The organism is Stutzerimonas stutzeri (assembly GCF_000219605.1).
Classification (GTDB): Bacteria; Pseudomonadota; Gammaproteobacteria; order Pseudomonadales; family Pseudomonadaceae; genus Stutzerimonas; species Stutzerimonas stutzeri.
This window is the reverse complement of record NC_015740.1, coordinates 3,146,637-3,164,631: the sequence shown is the minus strand read 5'-3', so window position 1 is coordinate 3,164,631 and position 17,995 is coordinate 3,146,637. Positions and strand designations below refer to the sequence as shown.

Sequence of the window (17,995 nt, the reverse complement as noted above, 5' to 3'; positions counted from 1 at the left end):
CCAGGACAACCCCATGAAACTCGTGTTTTCCCCCGCCGAACTGCTGATGAACCGGCTCAATTATCCGAGCAAGTTCGCCCTGATCGGGCTCTTGGTGTTCCTCGCCTTTGCCAGCCTGATGTGGACCATCGCCAGCCAGCTCAACCGCACCATCGAGCGCGCCGAGAACGAACTGGTGGCTTCCGCTCTGGCGCGACCGTTATCCAAACTGGTGGAACTGACCCAGCAGCACCGCGGCGTGTCTGCGATGCTGCTGGGCGGTAACCTGGGCATGGCCGATCGCCGAAGCGCGCTGCAGGCCAATGTCGATGGCGCGACGGCGGAGCTGAACCGTGTGCTGGCCGACGACAAGCGCAGCATGCGCGAATGGCAGGACATCGGTCGCGGCTGGGACGAGATCAAGCGGGACGTACAGGGCTGGTCGCAGGCACAGAGCTACCAGGCGCACACCGCGCTGATCGGCCAGTTGCTGAACTTCCAGACGCTGCTGTCGGACGCCTACGGCCTGACCTTCGATCCGGAGCCGCAGACCTACTACCTGATGACCACGGCGGTCAGCCGCCTGCCGTTTCTGATCGAGCGGCTCGGCCGCCTGCGCGGCAGCGCCTCGGCGATGCTGGCCAAGGGCGCGATCAGCGACGAGCAGCGTACCGCGCTGATCGTCATCACCGAGGAAATCCGCTCGGCCACGGTGGAGATGGAACGCAGCATGGAGAAGGTCATCGCTCAGCGTCCGGAGCTGCAAGTACAGCTCCAGCGGGCAATGGCGACGCTGCGCGAGCGTGGCGAGGCGGTCGACCGGGTGGTGCAGGGCATGGTGCTGCGCGGCGATTTCACCAGCACCTCATCCGCGCAGTTCTTCGACATGACCACCGAGGCGATCGGCATTGCCTACACGCAGATGTACGACGTGCTGCTGCCGAACCTGGATCAGCTGCTGCAACAGCGCATCGATGACGCCCGGCAAATGCTGCACGGCAACCTCGCCGTGCTGCTGGTGGTGCTGGCGGTGATCGGCTACCTGTCGGTGGGCGCCTACCTGTCGGTAATGACCAGCATCCGCAGCCTGCGCGAGGGCAGCGAACGCCTCGCCGCCGGCGATCTCACCGCCACAATCGAGCTGGCGGCACGCGACGAGCTGCGTTACGTGGCCGGCAGTTTCAACGACATGGCCGGCGCCATGCGCGCGCTGATCGGCAGCATCAAGAGCAACTCCGACCATGTGGCCGATTCCGCGCGCAGCCTGGCGACCGCCTCGGGGCAGATTCATGTGGCATCCCAGTGCCAGAGCGATGCGGCATCGAGCATGGCCGCGGCGGTGGAGCAGATGACGGTCGGCATCGAGAGTATCGCGCGCAATGCCGGCGAGGCCGACGCGCTGGCGCATCGTTCCGGCGAGCTGTCGCGCCAGGGCGGCGAGATCGTTGCCGCAGTGGTCGAGGAGATCAGCCAGATCGCCGTCTCGGTGAGTGATTCGGCGCGTACGGTCGCGGAGCTCGGCGAGCGCTCCGGGCAGATTTCCGCGATCGTCGGGGTGATCGGCGACATCGCCGCGCAGACCAACCTGCTGGCGCTCAATGCGGCGATCGAAGCTGCCCGTGCCGGCGACCAGGGCCGAGGTTTCGCCGTGGTGGCCGATGAGGTGCGCAAGCTGGCCGAACGCACCGCCAACTCCACCAAGGAGATCGCACAGATGGTCGCGGCCATTCAGGAAGGCACCGAAGGGGCGGTGCAGGGCATGGAGCAGGGCGTGGCCAAGGTCAACGAGGGCGTCGCCCGGGCCCAGCGCGCCGGCGAAGCCATGGGCGGCATCCGCGAGGCGGCCAATCAGGTCCTGTTCACCGTGGCGGAGATTTCCAACGCGTTGCGCGAGCAGAGCGCGGCTTCCGCCGAGATTGCCCAGAAGGTGACCACCATCGCCCGCATGGCCGAGGAAAACGGCGAGGCGGTGGGCAGCAACCACCACACCGCCAGCCGCCTGAGCGAACTGGCCGGCACCCTGCTGGACAACGTCAGCCGCTTCAAGGCCGGCTGACCCGCGAGCTGCAACGGCACCGTCCGGTGCCGCCATTGCGGTTCAGAGTGGCCAGATCCAGAGAATCGCCGGCACCGCGCAAAGCACCACCAGAATCGACAATGGCAGTCCCAGCCGCCAGTAGTCGCCGAAACGGTAGCCGCCGGGCGCCATCACCAGGGTGTTGGACTGGTGGCCGATGGGGGTCAGGAAGGCGCAGGAGGCACCGATCGCCACCGCCATCAGGAAGGGGTCGACCGAGGCGTCCATGCCGCGCGCCAGGCTGATCGCCACCGGCGCCGCGAGCACCGCAGCGGCGGCATTGTTGACCACGTTGGAGATCAGCATCACCGCCACCATCAGCTGCGCCAGGGTTGCCGCCGCCGGCAACGACTGCCCCAGCTCCAGCAGGGCATCGGCGATCAGTTGCGAGCCGCCCGTGGTTTCCAGCGCCTGGCCCACCGGCAGCATCGCTGCCACCAGCACGATCACCGGCATGTCGATGCTCTCGTAGATGCGCCCCAGCGGAATCAGCCCGACCAGGATCATCACCAGCGCGCCGGTAACCAGTGCGGTGGCGGCCGGCAGCAGGCCGAAGGCGATGCTGGCCAGGGTGATGGCGAAGATGGCACTGGCGAGCATCACGTTGCGCGGGGTGGTGATGCTCAGTCCGCGCGACGCCAGCGGCAGGCAGCCCAGGCTGTTCAGGCTCGACTGCAGGGCATCCTCGCGGGCCTGCAGCAGGAGGATGTCACCGGCGGCGAAGCGAATCTCGCCCAGGCGCTGACGCAAGCGCTGGCCCTGGCGGGCCACGGCCAGCACGTTGACGCCGTGGCGCTCGCGCAGGTCGAGGCCGCTGGCGCTGGTGCCCACCAGCATGGAACCCGGCGAGACGATGGCCTCGGCCAGGGTCAGTTCGCCGTGCCGGCTCTTGTGGTTCTTCTCGGCCTTCTCTTGCTCGACGGCCTGCTCAGCGGCCTCCTGCTCGTCATGGGCCTTGTTCTCCTGCTCCTCGACATCGGCCGCCAGCTCGACGCCGGTGACATCCAGCAGCGCCTTCAGACTGTCGGAGTCGGCCTCCACCAGCAGGATGTCGCCTTCGCGCAGCACCTCGTAGGTCGACGGCATGCGCTGGCGCTCGTCGCCGCGAATCAGCGCGATGACCTGCACATCGGCTTCATCCTGCACCGCGCCGATCAGCGCGTGCAGCGTGCGCCCGGCGTACTTGCAGTCCTCCGGCACGCGAACTTCGGTGAGGTAGGCGCTGATCTCGAACAGATCACCGTTGCCTTCCTGCTCCTGGCGCCGGGGCACCAGTCGCCAGCCGAGCAGGGCGATGAACAGCACGCCGGCCACCGTCACCGCCGCGCCCACCGGCAAAAAGGCGAACATGCCGAACGGCGCCTCGCCGGCTTCGGCGCGATAGCCGGCGATGATCAGGTTGGGCGGCGTGCCGATCAGCGTCAGGGTGCCGCCGAGCAGCGAGCCGAATGCCAGCGGCATCAACAGGTAGGATGGCGAACGGCCGCTCTGACGCGACATCCAGATCGCCACCGGCATGAACAGCGCCAGCGCGCCGACGTTGTTCATGAAGCCCGAGCTCAGCGCGACGATCCCGGTGAGCGCCGCCACGTGCGCCCAGGGCCGCTCGCCGACCTGCATCAGCCGGCGCGCCACACTGTCCACCACGCCGGCATTGAGCAGGCCGCGGCTGAGCACCAGTACCGCGGCCACGGAAATCACCGCCGGATGCCCCAGGCCGGCGAATACCTCCTCTGCCGGCACCACGCCGGTCAGCGCGCAGGCCAGCAATGCCGCGAGGGCGACCAGGTCGTAGCGCCAGCGATTCCAGACAAACAGCACCAGCGTCGCCGCCAGCACACCAAAGACGATCAGCTGTTCGCCGGTCATGTACTTCTTCTCCGATCCGCCAGGACGCCACGGCGCATCGGCGCCGGCGTCGGCGTCGGGGCAGCAAAAATCATGGGAACAGTCATCGCGAGTGCCCGTGCGAGGCGGGCGGCCGTGCCGTCACAGGGGGGCTGCGGCCGTAATAACAGACTGCCAGCCCGGTACAAGGTGCCGGCAGGTTATGGCAAAAATCCGCGGCGCCGGGCAAGGTGGCTGCACAACAATTCGAAAGGTCCTTGCCATGCCTGAATCCGTTGCCCTGCACTGCACGGACGGCTTCACCCTCGCGGCACAGCTCTGGCGGCCTGCCGGTGCCGAGCGCGGCGCGGTGATCATCAGTTGCGCCACCGGTGTGCTGTCGCGCTATTACGTACGCTACGCGAACTTTCTTACCGAGCACGGTTTTGCCGCACTGACCTACGACTTTCGCGGCATCGGCGGGTCGAGGCCGCAGCGCCTGCGCAGCATGAAGATGCGCTGGCGCGACTGGGGCGAGTACGACTTCGATGCTGCGGTGCGCTTCATGCGTGAGCGCGAGCCGCACGGACTGCTGGTGGCCGTGGGGCACAGCGCCGGCGGCTTCATGCCGGGCTTCGCCGAGACGGCCAGCGAGGTGGACCGTTACCTCAACGTCGCCGGGCAGTACGCCTACTGGCGCGACTACGCCGCCAAGCGGCGCCTGCAGATGTACGCGAAGTGGCACCTGTTGATGCCGGCGATGACCCGCCTGGTCGGCTACTTTCCCGGTCGCCGCCTTGGCTGGCTGGAAGACCTGCCGGCCGGTGTCGCGCTGGAGTGGTCCCAGCGCGGTGCGCGACTGGAAGACAGCTATCCCCGGGAAGAACATCCGCTGCTGTTCAGCCGTTTCGGTGCGGTTCGAGCGCCAATCCTGGCGGTAAGCACCAGCGACGATGAATTCGCGACCCCGGCGGCCATGCGCCGCGGGCTCGGCTATTTCCGCAACAGCCCGCGCCAGCTGGTGCAGCTCAATCCTCGCGCGATGGGCTTCGAGCACATCGGTCATTTCGGCCTGTTCCACGACCGGCATCGCAATGGCTTCTGGCGCGAGTCGCTGGAATGGATCGCCGAGGGCCGCAATCCCTGGCTCGCCGACGAAGTGATCGAGCCCGGCGCGGTTCCGGCGGTTGACGGAGCCATTCCCTTCGGCGCGTCGGCGGGCTATAAGCCTCGCCCATGAACAAGAGCGCCCTTCAACAGCAGATCATCGCCACCCTTGAAGCCGACCGCGAGGTGGCCAAGGCGGTACTGGCCGCGACCCACGAGGCCGCCACCCATGCCGAGAGCAAGGCCGAGAACAAGTACGACACCCGCGGCCTGGAGGCGGCCTATCTTGCCGACGGGCAACGACGACGCCTGCACGAGATCGAGACGGCGCTTGCCGCTTATCGCAACCTGCTGCCAGGCGTCAGCTCCGATGGCAGGGTGCGGGTCGGTGCGCTGCTCTGCCTGGATCACGACGGCGCCGAGCGCTGGTTCTTTCTCGGTCCGGATGCGGCGGGGTTGAAGCTGCAGCATGACGGGCGGGAGATCCTGGTGATCTCGCCGCGATCACCGCTCGGCCAAGGCCTGCTTGGGCGTCAGGTGGGCGATGAGGTGCAATTGCAGGTCAATGGGCAGCCGCAGTGCTACGACGTGCTGGAGGTTCACTAGCGCGGCTGCTTGTATCGGTCTGGCTTGGCGAAGGCACTCCCGATCTAAACCGCTCCAGCGTCACCCCAACTGCACAAGGACTGAATGACGCGCTAGCAGCTGCTCAGTCTGCGGTGGCCGGCTTGCGTCGCCACGCCGTTTTGCGCGGCGAGGCGCTGCGTTTCTTCTTCCACGGTTTGCCGCCTCGGCCGGCGGCCACCGGTGGGCCACTGATGGTCATGCGCAGCCCGGCGCAGCGTTCGACCAGCTTGCTCATCCATGCCGATTGCTTGGCGACGAATTCCTCCAACGGCATTTCGCCGCTCTGCACCATGTCCAGCGCCTGCTCCCAGATCGCCGTGGTACCTGGGTCGGCGATCGGCCGCGGCACGGCGTCGATTAGGCTGAACGCCGCCGGTGTCGCCGCCAGCGCCTTGCCCTGGCGAACCAGATAGCCGCGGTCGAGCAGGCCCTGGATGATCCCGGCGCGGGTCGCCTCGGTGCCGATGCCGGTGGTGTCCTTGAGTTTCTGCTTCAGCCGCGGGTCGTCCACCAGCTTGGCGACGTTCTTCATTGCCTTGATCAGGTCGCCTTCGGTGAAGGGCTTCGGCGGTTGTGTCTGCTGGTCCTTGAGTGTGATCTCGCCCACCGCGTAATCCCCGCCCTGTTGCAGGGCTGGCAGGCTTTGCGGCGCATGTTCCTCGCGATTGCCCCGTGCCGGCGCCAGTGCTTCGGGCATGGCGCGTTTCCAGCCCGGTTCGACGACGCGCTTGCCCACCGCGCGCAGCGCCTGGCCGGCGCAGTCGAAGTCGGCCTGGGTGCGGTCGTACTCATGGTTGGGCAGGAACTGCGCCAGGTAGCGCGCGCGGATCAGCTCATACACCGCACGCGGGCGCCCGGCCAGGCGTTCCAGACCACGCGCGGCGGCGGTTGGGATGATGCCGTGGTGGGCGCCGACCTTGGCGTCGTTCCAGGCCCGCGAGCGGCGCGACAGGTCCAGATGCGGCTGCAGCGCCGCGAGCGTCGGGTCGGCTTGAGTCAGCGCAGCGACAATCGCGCGCGCTTCGCCGTGCTGGCTCAGCGGCAGGTAGCCGCAATCGCTGCGCGGGTAGGTGATCAGCTTGTGGGTTTCGTACAGCGCCTGGGCGATGTCGAGGGTTTCCTGGGCGCCGAGGCCGAGCTTCTTCGAGCAGACTTCCTGCAGCGTGCCGAGATCGAACGGCAAGGGTGCCGCCTCGCGCTGCCGCTCGGTCTTGAGCTTCAGCAGGCGAGCGCTGGCGGCGTTGCGCATGGCGTCCGCAGCCTGCTGCGCACGAGCCTGATCGAGGCAGCGGCCCTGGTCATCGCAAAGGTCGTCCGGCGCCTGCCACTGCGCGGTGAACGCGGCGCCATCGGCGAGCAGCTGCACGTCGATGGCCCAGAACGGCACCGGGATGAAATCGGCGATGCTGCGGTCGCGGTCCACCACCAGACGCAGCGTCGGCGTCTGCACGCGGCCCACCGGCAGCACGCCGCGGTAGCCGGACTGGCGGCCGAGCAGGGTGAACAGCCGGCTCATGTTCATGCCGATCAGCCAGTCGGCGCGCGAGCGTCCAAGGGCGGCGTGGTAGAGGTTGAAAGTCTCGGCGCCGGGTTTGAGCGCGGCCAGCGCCTTGCGGATCGAGGCATCGTCCAGTGCCGACAGCCACAGCCGGCGGATCGGCCCGCGATAGCGGCAGTGCTCGACCAGCTCGCGGGCGATCATTTCGCCTTCGCGGTCGGCGTCGGTGGCGATCACCAGCTCGCTGCATTCACCGAGCAGGCGCTTGACCGCCTTGAACTGGCTGGCGGTCTTTGGCTTGACCAGCATCTTCCAGCGCTCCGGCACGATCGGCAGGTCGGCCAGCACCCAGCGCTTGTAGCGCGGGTCATAGGCGTCCGGCGGGGCGGTCTCCAGCAGATGGCCGATGCACCAGGTCACCGTCACCCCGGCACCCTGCAGGCAGCCGTCGCCGCGCCGGTTGGCGCCGAGCACCTTGGCGATGTCGCGGGCCTGGGAAGGCTTTTCGCAGAGATAGAGTTGCATGGAGGCTGTGACGGCAGCGGTCGATGGCGCGAAGCATGTGCACAAACGGCGCTTCAGGCAATCACTATCTGTATGGACATACAGTTGTTGTGCGCCGATACCGGTCGTTCTTGAGCATGATCAAGTCTGGCGGCGGCGAGGAGGCTTAGCCTGTGGCCACTGCAACAACGCCCGAAAGGCACGCGCAATGGCCAAGAAATTTCCCCTCGAACCATCCCACCCCGAACGTGTGTGCTGGGGTTGCGACCGCTATTGCCCGGCAACTTCGATGGCCTGTGGCAACGGCGCGGGCCGCACCCAGCATCCGGCGGAAATGTTCGGTGAGGACTGGTATCTGGACGAATGCTGGGGCATCGACCCGGAGCTGATCGCCAAGACCCGCAAGGAGTCGTCGTCCTGATGTTGCGCGGGGTTCTTCTTCGGGAGGTTCTTGAACAACGTAGGCGATGCAACGCAGGTAGTTTTTCAACAGCCTGCTAGCCGCGGTCGGCGAAACGCTGCACCACCACACTGCCAATGATGTCGCCCTCGACGTTGACCGCCGTGCGCACGGTATCCAGCAGGCGGTCGATCGGCAGCAGGATCGCCACGGCCTCGGCCGGCAGGCCGACCGCCTGCAACACCATCACCATGGTCACCATGCCGGCGCTGGGAATTCCCGGCGCGCCGGTCGAGGCGATCATCGCGGTGAAGAACACCACCGCCTGTTGCGCCAAGCTCAGCTCGATACCCATCAGATTGGCGACGAACAGCGCAGCCGCCGCTTCGTAGAGTGCGGTGCCGTCCATGTTCATGGTTGCGCCCAGCGGCAGCACGAAGCCGGCGATGCCGGGTCGCACCTTGAGGTTGTCCTCCGCGCAGCGCAGGGAGATCGGCAACGTCGCCGCGCTGGAGCTGGTGGCGAACGCCGTGATCAGCGCCTCGCGGGTGCCGCGGAAGAACCACAGCGGCGACTTGCCGGTCGTGAGAAAGAGAATGCCCGGCAGCACCACGATGCCGTGGAACAGCGTGGTGGCGAACACCAGCACGATAAAGCCGCCCACCGCACTGAGCAGCGCCACATCCTGCTCGGCCACCAGCTTGATCAGCAGGGCGAGGATGCCCAGCGGCGCCAGGCGCATGATCCAGCCGATGATACGCATCATCAGCTCGAGAAATTCCTGCAGCACCACGAGGATATTGCGGTAGCGGTCGCCCCCGGCCACCAGGGCGATGCCGATGAACATGGCGAACACCACGACGGCCAGGATGCTGCCGTTGGCCAGCGCGGCGAAGGGATTCTGGAACAGGTTGGCGAAGAAGTGCAGGAAGAACTCGGGCAGCGTCAGCTGGCGCGCCTCGAAGTCGTTCATCGCCTCGGCGAACAGGTCCAGCGACAGCCCCGCGCCCGGCTTGAACAGGTTCGCCGCGACCAGCGCCACCAGCATCGCCGCACTGGTGGTGAGGGTGAAGTAGACCAGCGCGCCGCCCCACACCCGATGCACCTGGTGATGCGCCTGCAGGTTGGCCACACCGACGACGATGGAGGTGAAGATCAGCGGAATCAGCACCATCTTCAGCAGGCCGATGAAGATGCTCCCGGCCAGGGTGCTGGCATAGAGCACGCCCTCGCGTACGGGCGCATCGGCCGGCAGCGTACCGGTCAGCCAGCCGATGGCCACACCCAGGCAGGCCGCGATGAGAATCTGCAGGTTCAGGCTGGGCAAGGCGGGCGGCTCCTCGGGTCGATGGCGGTGACGTCAAGCAAGAGAATAGAAAGGTGCGGCGAAAGTTCGCAGCAGCACGGCAGCATCATACAGGCCGAGCCGCCCGGCAGAAGCCGTCTCCTGGCGCTGGCCGGTAGCAGACAAACGCCGGCCGGCGGGTTTTCATGGTCGGGCTGGGACAAGAGAGGCAAGCGAACATGAGCGATCAGGACATCGAGCGACGCATCGCCCGCGACATCGCCAAATGGCAGCGCGGCGTGCGCGACAAGGGCGAGCCGTTGCAGATCGACGAGGGCTGGCTGCATACCCCGCAGGGGTTGCGGTTGCCGTTCAGCGTGCTGAAGAGTGCCGGCGTGCCGCCGCGCGAGGTGGAACTGCTGGCCCGGCGCGCCGCCTTGCGTGAGCAGCTCGAGGCCTGCAGCGATGCGCAGCAGCGCGAGCGCCTGACGCGCGAGCTGAGCGAGCTGGAGCAGAACATCGCCTTTCGCCTGGAGGCGCTGCAGCGCCTGGGGCGGGCTTGAGCAGTCGGTCGCTGGCGTTCGCGCGGCGCTGGAGTAGCATGGGCGTCCGGTTGTTTTCTATAGGGAGAAGCGTGTGGCTACAGCACGAATCGGATTTCTGCCGGCGGCGTTGATCGCCGCGGCGGTGGCCTTCGCCGGCTGGTCGGTGGGGCAGGGCGTGGAGCGTTTCCGCATGGCCGACCGTACGGTGACGGTCAAGGGACTGGCGGAGATGGACGTGAAGAGCGACTTCGCGGTGTGGACGCTGGGCTTTCGCCGTGGTGGCGATCGGTTCGCCGAGGTGCAACAGGGGCTCAGCGAGGACCGCCAGCGGGTGCTGGACTTCCTCCGCGAGCAGGGCTTCAGCGACGAGGAGCTGGAAGTGCGGCCGTTGCAGGTGCAGGATCTGCTGGCCCGCGAATGGGCGTCGCGCGATGTGGCGCTGCGCTTCAACGGCCAGGGGCAGGTGCTGGTCAAGTCCGAGCGCGTCGATGCCGTGGCCAAGGCAGCCAATGCAGTCGATCCGCTGATCCAGGCCGGCGTGCAGCTGGATACCGAGGTCAATGGCTTCGCCGGGCCGCGCTATCAGCTGCGTGGGTTCAACGAGCTCAAGCCGCAGCTGCTCGAGGCCGCCACCGGCAACGCCCGTGAGCAGGCGACGCGCTTTGCCGAGGATGCCGGCGCCACGCTGGGACGGTTGAAGAACGCCAACCAGGGGGTGATTCGGGTGATCGATGACGATGGCAGTGATATGGACAGTGGCCGGACCATCGGGAAGCGGTTGCGGGTGGTGAGTACGTTTGAGTACACCTTGGATTGATATAGGGCGTTTAAGCGGGCGGCGGAGGGTTTCGCTTGATGGCGGTTGGCGATTTCCGAGTCGCTTGAAGGCTTGGTTTCGCCCTGCTGGGCGAGTCACTTTTTCCAGGCGCTGAAAAAGTAACCAAAAACGCTTTGCCCCTGCATCCGGCCCCGGCTTTGCCGGGGTTCGTTCTCTCCGCCGCCGCTCCGAGGGTCGCCGTAAAGGGCCATCCATGGCCCTTTACGGCTCTCGCCGCATCCCTGCGGCTCGCCCCTCTCCGCGACGGCTCCGCTCACCCTCCTGAAGGGGCGTTTGGAGTTGCCTGAGGGTTCTTTAGTCAATTACAGACACAAACCAGGTTCTCCTCGATCTGTCAGGCAACTCGGACTCGTTCCCCCGTCAGGAGGCCGAGCGTAGGCGTTGCGTAGGGGGACGCGAGGCAGGACGCCGAGCGAGGAGTGAAGGGACAGGGACGTCCCTTCGCGACGGCCCCCGGAGCAACGCCGGAGGGAGGGAAGTTTTGCGAAGCAAAACCCGGATGTCGGGGTGGCCTTCTCTTTGGTTACTTTCTCTTGGCCAGACAAGAGAAAGTGACTCGGCCGGAGGGCCGAAACCAGCCGTGTCGGCTTACTCAGTAATCGCCTGATGCAAGTGCCAGCCCAATAGCGCCAGCAACGATCCCCGTTCGTTCCAACCGGCCCGACAAATCAATGCCCCGGCTGCCATGGCTGCCCCAACGACACCGGCGCGTACAACCGCGTACGGATCGCATCCCGCGACAGCAGCACCAGCACCAGAATGGTCGCCACATACGGCAGCATCGCCAGCAGGTTGCCGGGGATCGCCAGGCCGAGACCCTGGGCCACCAGATGGAGGATGCTGGCCAGGCCGAACAGGTAGGCGCCGAGCAGGACGCGGCTCACCCGCCAGCTGGCGAACACCACCAGGGCCAGGGCGATCCAGCCGCGGCCGGCGGTCATGTTTTCCGCCCACATCGGCGTGTACGCCAGCGACATGTAGCCGCCGGCAAGCCCGGCCATGGCGCCGCCGAACATTACCGCCAGGGTGCGCACGCGCAGCACCGGCAGGCCCATGGCGCTGGCGGCGTTGGGGTTTTCGCCGACGGCCTGGATGATCAGGCCGATGCGGCTTTTCAGCAGCACCCAGGCCACCAGGGCGAACAGTGCGAAGGACAGGTACACCAGCAGGTCCTGGGCGAACAGCATGCGGCCGATCACGGGGATCTCGCTGAGCAGCGGAATGGCGATCGGCTCGAAGCCGGCCAGCGGCTTGCCGACCCAGCTGGCGCCGACGAAGGACGACAGGCCGACGCCGAAGATGGTCAGTGCCAGACCGGTGGCAACCTGATTGGCGTTGAAGCCCAGCGCCACCATGGCGAATAGCAGCGAGAGCAGCACACCGGCCAGGCAGGCGAACAGCACGCCGAGCCAGAGGTTGCCGCTGGCGAAGGCGACGATGAAGCCGATCACCGCGCCGAACAGCATCATGCCCTCCTGGCCGAGGTTGAGTACGCCGGTCTTTTCGCACACCAGCTCACCGAGGGCGACCAGCAGCAGCGGCGTACCGGTGCGGATCATGGCGTAGAAAATATTGGTCAGCAGATCCATATCCATCGGTCAGGCCTCGGACTTCAAGCGGCAGGCAGCGGGTAAAAAGGGCAGTAGCGCAGCGCGGGCGATCATGTGGCCGGCTCCTCTTTGGCGCTGACGAGCGCTGGTTTGCGTGCCCACAGCTTCAGGCGCGGGCGGTAGAGGATCAGCACGTCGCAGGCGAGCAGGAAGAACAGCACCATGCCCTGGAACAGCTGGGTGATGGACTGCGGCAGGTTGGCGGCCATCTGCGCGTTCTCGCCACCGAGGTAGAGCAGCGCCATCAGTAGGCTGGCGAAAACGATACCGATGGGGTTTAGGCGACCGAGGAAGGCCACGGTGATTGCCGCGTAGCCGTAGCCCGGCGACACCTGTGGCACCAGCTGGCCGATCGGCCCGGTGACTTCGGCGACACCGGCCAGCCCGGCCAGGCCGCCGCTGATCAGCAGGGCGATCCACACCAGCTTCTTGTCGCGGAAGCCGACAAAGCCGGCGGCGCGCTTGTCCAGGCCGAGCACCTTGATCTGGAAGCCGAGAAAGCTCTTCTGCAGCAGTACCCAGACCACCACCAGTGCCAGCAGGGCGAAGTAGAAACCGCCATGCACCCGCAGCCCTTCGATCAGCTCGGGCAGCCGGTTGGTGTCGCCGAACATCGCCGACTCGGGGAAATTGAAGCCTTCCGGGTCTTTCAGCGGGCCGTGCACGGCGAACAGCAGCAGGTTCAGCGCGATGTAGTTGAGCATGATGCTGGTGAGGATTTCGTTGGCGTTGAACGCGGTCTTCAGCCAGGCGCAGAGCCCGGCCCAGGCGGCGCCGCCCAGCGTGCCGAGCAGCAGCGTCAGCGCCAGCGCCCAGCGCGAGTCCCAGTCGATGATGTTGACCGCCAGTGCGCTGCCGGCCAGGGCACCGATGAGCAGCTGGCCTTCGGCGCCGATGTTCCAGATGCGTGCGTTGTAGACCACCGCCAGGCCCAGCGCGCAGAGCAGGATCGGCAGCGCCTTGACCAGCAGTTCGGAGACGCCGTAGAGATCGCCGAGCGGGTCGACCAGCAGCACCTTGAGGGTCTCCAGCGGCGGATGGCCGAGCAGGGCGAACAGCAGGGCGCCACTCAGCAGCGTCAGCAGTGCCGCCAGCAATGGCGAAAACCAGAGCATGGCCCGTGAGGCCTCGCCGCGGGGTTGCAGGGATAACAGCATGATGGATTCTCGTCAGGCGGCAGAGGTGGAAACAGGGGTGTCGCTGGTATCGAACTGGCCGGCCATCCAGCGGCCGACTTCGACCGGGCAGGTGCTGGCAGTAGCGCGCTGTGGCGACAGCCGGCCGTCGCTCAGGGCGGCGATGCGGTCGCTGATCTGGAACAGCTCCTCGAGGTCTTCGGAGATCACCAGAATCGCCGCGCCGGCATCGCGCAGTTCGATCAGCTCGCGGTGGATCGCTGCTGCCGCGCCGACATCCACGCCCCAGGTCGGGTGCGCGGCGATCAGCAGCTTCGGCTGCTGCAGGATCTCGCGACCCAGGATGAATTTCTGCAGGTTGCCCCCGGACAGGCTCGCCGCCGGGGCCTGTGCGTCCGGTGTCTTCACGGCGAAACGCTGGATGACCTGCTCGGCGAAGGCGCGCACCTTGCCGCGTCGGATCATGCCCTGCTCGACCATTCCGGTCTGTTGATAGGCGGTGAGCAGGCCGTTGTCGGCCAGGCTCATGCTCGGCACCGCGCCGTGACCGAGACGTTCGGCCGGCACGAAGGCCATGCCGTGGCGACGGCGGGCGTCGGGGCGCAGGTGGGCGACATCGTCACCGAGAAAACGAATGCGCATGGCCTGTGCGGCGGACAATCGCTGTTCGCCACTGAGCAGAGCGAGCAGTTCGTCCTGGCCGTTGCCGGCGACCCCGGCGATGCCGACAATCTCGCCGGCGCGTACTTCCAGGTCCACCTCTTCGAGGGATACGCCGAACGGATCGGCGTTGTGCCAGGACAGCCGCTCCACCCGCAGGAACGGCGCGCGGCCCTCGCTCTTCGGGTATTCGGCTTCCAGCCCCTCGGCATCGCCGACCATCAGCCGCGCCAGTTCCAGGTCCGAGCATTCGGCCGGCACGCACTCGCCGGATACGCGACCGCCGCGCAGCACCGTGGCGCTCTGGCACAGCGCGCGCACTTCATTGAGCTTGTGGCTGATGAACAGGATGCTGCAGCCCTCGGCCGCTAGCCGGCGCAGGGTGACGAATAGCTCGTCGGCCTCCTGCGGGGTGAGCACCGAGGTTGGTTCGTCGAGGATCAGCAGGCGGATGTCCTGCATCAGGCAACGGATGATCTCCACCCGCTGGCGCTCGCCGATGGACAGGCTGTGCACCAGCCGTTGCGGCTCCAGCGGCATGCCGTAGCGCTGCGAGACCTCGCGGATCTTCGGCTCCAGCTGCTTCGGCGTACCGGCCCTGGGGCCCAGCGCCAGGGCGATGTTCTCCGCCACCGAGAGCGTCTCGAACAGCGAGAAGTGTTGGAACACCATGCCGATGCCGCGTTCACGGGCCTGAGCCGGATCGCGCATCGTCACCCGTTCGCCCTGCCAGTGGATTTCGCCGGCGTCGGGCTGGGTCACGCCGTAGATGATCTTCATCAGGGTGCTCTTGCCGGCGCCGTTCTCGCCGAGCAGGGCGTGGATTTCGCCCGGCTGGATCGACAGGTCGATACGGTCGTTGGCCAGGCAGCCTGGGTACTGTTTGGTGATGCCGCAGAGCTGGAGGCGTGCGGTCTGGGATTCGGGCATGGGGGCGTCCGCTGGGTTTTTCATGACCAGGGTGTAGCAAAAAGCTGGCCAGGCAGTCAGGAAATGAGGTGCGGCGTGACTGCGGGCGTTGTGTTGCCCGGCGTTCACAGGACGATGGTAGCCGTTGCATCGCTTTGGTGCCTCACTCCGCGAGGTGGACGAGTCGCTGCACCGCCATGGGGCGTAACGACCGCGCCGTAATTGGCCTGCTAAGCTGAACGCCTCTCTGCCTCCCCAGGGTCTCCTGCAAATGAACCAACTGGACCTTCATTCCGCCGAGGAAACGATTGCCCAGCGTGCCGCCCTGGCGCGGCTGATCGATGGCCTCGTGCGCGACGACGGCATGCATCCCACCGCCATCGACGATCTCTTCCTGATCCGCTGCAGCGCACCGAGCGAACTGGTACACGGGCTGCACAAGCCGGCGCTGTGCATCATCGTGCAGGGCAGCAAGGAGGTGCGCCTGGGCGATGAGCTCTACACCTACGATGCGCTGCATTACCTGGTGGTCTCGGTCACCGTGCCGGTGGCCGGTCGCGTGCTGGAGGCCTCGTCCGGCGAGCCATACCTCTGTATCCGCCTGGATATCGACCCGGCGATGGTCGCCACCCTGGTGGCCGAAAGCGCGCCGTTGAGCCAGCCCGTGGAAGGGGCTGCGCGCGGGGTCTATCTGGACCGCATCGATGCGCCGTTGCTAGACGCCACGCTGCGCCTGGTGCGGCTCTTGGCCAGCCCGCAGGACATCCCGGTGCTGGCACCGCTGGCCATGCGCGAGATCTTCTACCGCCTGCTCTGCGGTCGCCAGGGGCGCCACCTGCACGAGATCGCGGTGCGCGACAGCCAGGGCCATCGCGTCACCCGCGCGATCGAATGGCTGAACCGCAATTACGTCGAGCCGCTGCGCATCGAGGAACTGGCGCAGCGGGTCAACCTCAGCAGCTCGACGCTGCATCACCGTTTCAAGGCGCTCACCTCGATGAGCCCGCTGCAGTACCAGAAGCAGCTGCGCCTGCAGGAGGCGCGGCGGCTGCTGATCGCCGAGGGGCTCGATGTGTCCAGCGCCGGCTACCGGGTCGGCTACGAAAGCCCCTCGCAGTTCAGCCGCGAGTACAGTCGGCTGTTCGGCGCCTCGCCGGTGAAGGATTTGGCCCGGCTGCGCAGCACCGCTTAATTCAGCGCGACGCCGGGTCCGGCACCTCGCGCAATGCCTGGGCGGCATCGATGGCGCGGGGAAAGCCGGCCGTCACGGTGGTCAGGTAGACCACCTCCTTCAGCTCCTCACGGCTGACGCCCAGGCGCAGCGCGTAGCCGGCGTGGATCTTCATGTAGGGCAGATTGCCCTGGGCGGCGAAGGCAGCGACCGCGGCCAGCTGGCGGGTGCGGTCATCCAGCTCGCTGCGCCCCCAGACATCGCCCAAGGCGTACTGGGTGATGCCCTCGGCGAGAAAGGGATAGTCCTTGCGCAACGCTTCGAGCACGGGTTGCCCGGCGCCGCCGGACAGGTGATCCATCACTTGGACGCCACGTTCGTGGCGCTCGTTGCTGGCGGCTTCCAGCGAGGCGAAGGTCAGTGATCCGAATACGGCCAGGCAGGCCGCGGCCAGTGTGGTGCTGGTACGAAGGGTCATGGTGGCGTCCTCAGTAGGGGCTGGCGGTGGGGCGCACCACCAGTTCGCTGACGTCGACATCGGCCGGCTGGTCGATGGCATAGGCGATGGCGCGTGCGATGGCGTCGGCCGGAATGGCGATGCGGCGGAAGTCGTCCATGGCCGAGCGGGCGCTGTCATCGGAAATGCTCTCGGCGAGTTCCGATTCGGTGACGCCCGGGGACACCAGGGTCACGCGGATATCGCCGCCGACCTCCTGGCGCAAGCCCTCGGAGATGGCGCGCACCGCATACTTGGTGGCGCAGTACACCGCCGCGGTCGGGCTCACCGCATAGGCGCCGATGGAGGCGATGTTGACGAACTGACCGGCGCGCTGGCGCTGCATCAGCGGCAGGCCGGCAGCGATGCCGTGCAGCACGCCGCGGATGTTCACGTCGATCATGCGGTTCCACTCGTCGACCTTCAGCGCATCCAGCGGCGAAAGCGGCATGACCCCGGCGTTGTTGATGATCACGTCGACGCGGCCGAAGCGCTGTTCGGCGAAGTCGACGAAGGCCTGGGTGTCCTCGCGGCTGATCACGTCCAGCGCGCGGCAGGCGGCGATGCCACCGCGTTCGCCGATCTCGGCGGCCAGCTTTTCCAGCCGTTCGAGACGCCGCGCGCCCAGCACGACGGTTGCGCCCTGGGCCGCCAGCAGGCGAGCCGTGGCTTCACCGATGCCGCTGCTGGCGCCGGTGATGAGTACGATTTTGCCGGTGATGTTCGACATGGGGTTGTCCTCCGCAGGTGGATTCGGGCGACGTCGGTGACGCCGTGGTTCGAATACTGCGATGGAGGACGGTGCCGGCGTTATGGCGATCCTGCCGGGCGCTTGCCTGATTCTGGCGCTGCCTACCAGATGCCTTCGTGCAGGGCGGCCGCCTCGTCCTCCAGCAGCGGGCCGAGCACCTCGACCTTGCGCTGGCCGGCGTCGAAGACGATGCGGCACGGCAAATCCAGCGTCGGGTTTTCCGGATGGTTGCCGGTGAGGTCCTTCAGGCTGCGCTCGGAAAGGCCGTAGACCACGCGCCCAAGACCGACCCAGTAGGCGGCACCCGCGCACATGGCGCAGGGTTCGGCGGACGTGTACATGGTGCAGCGCGAGAGGAATTCCGGCGTATAGCGGGTCGAGGCTCGGGTCATCAGCACCCGCTCGGCATGGCCGGTCATGTCGTGGTCGGGCATGTAGGCGTTGCCCTGTTCGAGCAGCACCTCACCGTCAGGCCCGACCAGGATGGCGCCGAACGGATGGGTGCCGTTTTCCAGCGCGCGGCGGGCGACGTCGAAGCTTTTGCGCAGCAGGGCGAGATCGTCGAGAGGCATGGC

At 66.9% G+C, this 17,995-nt stretch carries 16 protein-coding genes; 7 read left to right on the top strand and 9 right to left on the bottom strand.

Annotation, left to right across the window (positions count from 1 at the left end):
• The first annotated feature begins 13 nt into the window (after positions 1–13).
• The gene (locus PSTAB_RS14685; protein ID WP_013983546.1) at positions 14–2,035 is read left to right on the top strand and encodes a methyl-accepting chemotaxis protein; all 2,022 of its coding nucleotides are present in this window, start codon (positions 14–16) and stop codon (positions 2,033–2,035) included.
• A gap of 42 nt (positions 2,036–2,077) precedes the next feature.
• Here PSTAB_RS14685 and PSTAB_RS14680 read toward each other — a convergent pair whose 3' ends face one another.
• On the bottom strand, positions 2,078–3,925 hold the full coding sequence (locus tag PSTAB_RS14680; protein ID WP_013983545.1) for an SLC13 family permease: 1,848 nt from the start codon (positions 3,923–3,925) through the stop codon (positions 2,078–2,080).
• Positions 3,926–4,166: 241 nt separating this feature from the next.
• Between PSTAB_RS14680 and PSTAB_RS14675 the strand changes: the two genes are divergently transcribed.
• On the top strand, positions 4,167–5,123 hold the full coding sequence (locus PSTAB_RS14675; RefSeq protein WP_013983543.1) for an alpha/beta hydrolase family protein: 957 nt from the start codon (positions 4,167–4,169) through the stop codon (positions 5,121–5,123).
• Positions 5,120–5,596 carry a GreA/GreB family elongation factor gene (locus tag PSTAB_RS14670; RefSeq protein ID WP_013983542.1) on the top strand — a complete coding sequence of 159 codons (477 nt, stop codon included), beginning with the start codon at positions 5,120–5,122 and terminating at the stop codon, positions 5,594–5,596. The genes PSTAB_RS14675 and PSTAB_RS14670 overlap by 4 nt, the downstream gene beginning before the upstream one ends.
• 103 nt (positions 5,597–5,699) lie before the next feature.
• Here PSTAB_RS14670 and PSTAB_RS14665 read toward each other — a convergent pair whose 3' ends face one another.
• Entirely contained in the window at positions 5,700–7,640 is a 1,941-nt protein-coding gene (locus PSTAB_RS14665) for a DNA topoisomerase III (RefSeq protein WP_013983541.1), read from the bottom strand.
• Positions 7,641–7,827: 187 nt separating this feature from the next.
• On the opposite strand from PSTAB_RS14665, the gene PSTAB_RS14660 reads away from it, so the two are divergent.
• A complete protein-coding gene (locus PSTAB_RS14660) occupies positions 7,828–8,040 on the top strand; it encodes a DUF3079 domain-containing protein (protein WP_003300856.1) in 213 nt (70 codons plus the stop codon).
• A 76-nt stretch (positions 8,041–8,116) separates the two neighbouring features.
• On the opposite strand, the gene PSTAB_RS14655 is transcribed toward PSTAB_RS14660, so the two are convergent.
• Positions 8,117–9,346, bottom strand: coding sequence for a dicarboxylate/amino acid:cation symporter (locus PSTAB_RS14655; protein WP_013983538.1), 1,230 nt, complete (start codon positions 9,344–9,346; stop codon positions 8,117–8,119).
• 197 nt (positions 9,347–9,543) lie between these two features.
• On the opposite strand from PSTAB_RS14655, the gene PSTAB_RS14650 reads away from it, so the two are divergent.
• Both PSTAB_RS14650 and PSTAB_RS14645 read left to right on the top strand, forming a co-directional pair.
• Positions 9,544–9,867 (top strand): hypothetical protein, encoded by a 324-nt coding sequence (locus PSTAB_RS14650; protein WP_013983536.1) that lies wholly within the window; start codon positions 9,544–9,546, stop codon positions 9,865–9,867.
• A gap of 73 nt (positions 9,868–9,940) precedes the next feature.
• Positions 9,941–10,666, top strand: coding sequence for an SIMPL domain-containing protein (locus tag PSTAB_RS14645; protein WP_013983535.1), 726 nt, complete (start codon positions 9,941–9,943; stop codon positions 10,664–10,666).
• Positions 10,667–11,355: 689 nt separating this feature from the next.
• Here PSTAB_RS14645 and PSTAB_RS14640 read toward each other — a convergent pair.
• From PSTAB_RS14640 to PSTAB_RS14630, 3 genes are all read right to left on the bottom strand, one after another.
• On the bottom strand, positions 11,356–12,282 hold the full coding sequence (locus tag PSTAB_RS14640) for an ABC transporter permease (protein ID WP_011914010.1): 927 nt from the start codon (positions 12,280–12,282) through the stop codon (positions 11,356–11,358).
• 65 nt (positions 12,283–12,347) lie between these two features.
• Positions 12,348–13,454, bottom strand: coding sequence for an ABC transporter permease (locus tag PSTAB_RS14635; RefSeq protein WP_013983534.1), 1,107 nt, complete (start codon positions 13,452–13,454; stop codon positions 12,348–12,350).
• Positions 13,455–13,466: 12 nt separating this feature from the next.
• The gene (locus tag PSTAB_RS14630) at positions 13,467–15,023 is read right to left on the bottom strand and encodes an ABC transporter ATP-binding protein (protein WP_013983533.1); all 1,557 of its coding nucleotides are present in this window, start codon (positions 15,021–15,023) and stop codon (positions 13,467–13,469) included.
• 250 nt (positions 15,024–15,273) lie between these two features.
• On the opposite strand from PSTAB_RS14630, the gene PSTAB_RS14625 reads away from it, so the two are divergent.
• Entirely contained in the window at positions 15,274–16,194 is a 921-nt protein-coding gene (locus PSTAB_RS14625; RefSeq protein ID WP_013983532.1) for an AraC family transcriptional regulator, read from the top strand.
• A gap of 1 nt (position 16,195) precedes the next feature.
• On the opposite strand, the gene PSTAB_RS14620 is transcribed toward PSTAB_RS14625, so the two are convergent.
• The 3 genes from PSTAB_RS14620 to PSTAB_RS14610 all read right to left on the bottom strand — a co-directional run bounded on the left by PSTAB_RS14620 (position 16,196) and on the right by PSTAB_RS14610 (position 17,992).
• Entirely contained in the window at positions 16,196–16,651 is a 456-nt protein-coding gene (locus PSTAB_RS14620) for a carboxymuconolactone decarboxylase family protein (protein ID WP_013983531.1), read from the bottom strand.
• A gap of 10 nt (positions 16,652–16,661) precedes the next feature.
• Complete coding sequence (locus PSTAB_RS14615) at positions 16,662–17,399, bottom strand: SDR family oxidoreductase (RefSeq protein WP_013983530.1); 738 nt, start codon at positions 17,397–17,399, stop codon at positions 16,662–16,664.
• Positions 17,400–17,521: 122 nt separating this feature from the next.
• The gene (locus tag PSTAB_RS14610) at positions 17,522–17,992 is read right to left on the bottom strand and encodes a nucleoside deaminase (RefSeq protein WP_003280143.1); all 471 of its coding nucleotides are present in this window, start codon (positions 17,990–17,992) and stop codon (positions 17,522–17,524) included.
• Positions 17,993–17,995 lie beyond the last annotated feature (3 nt).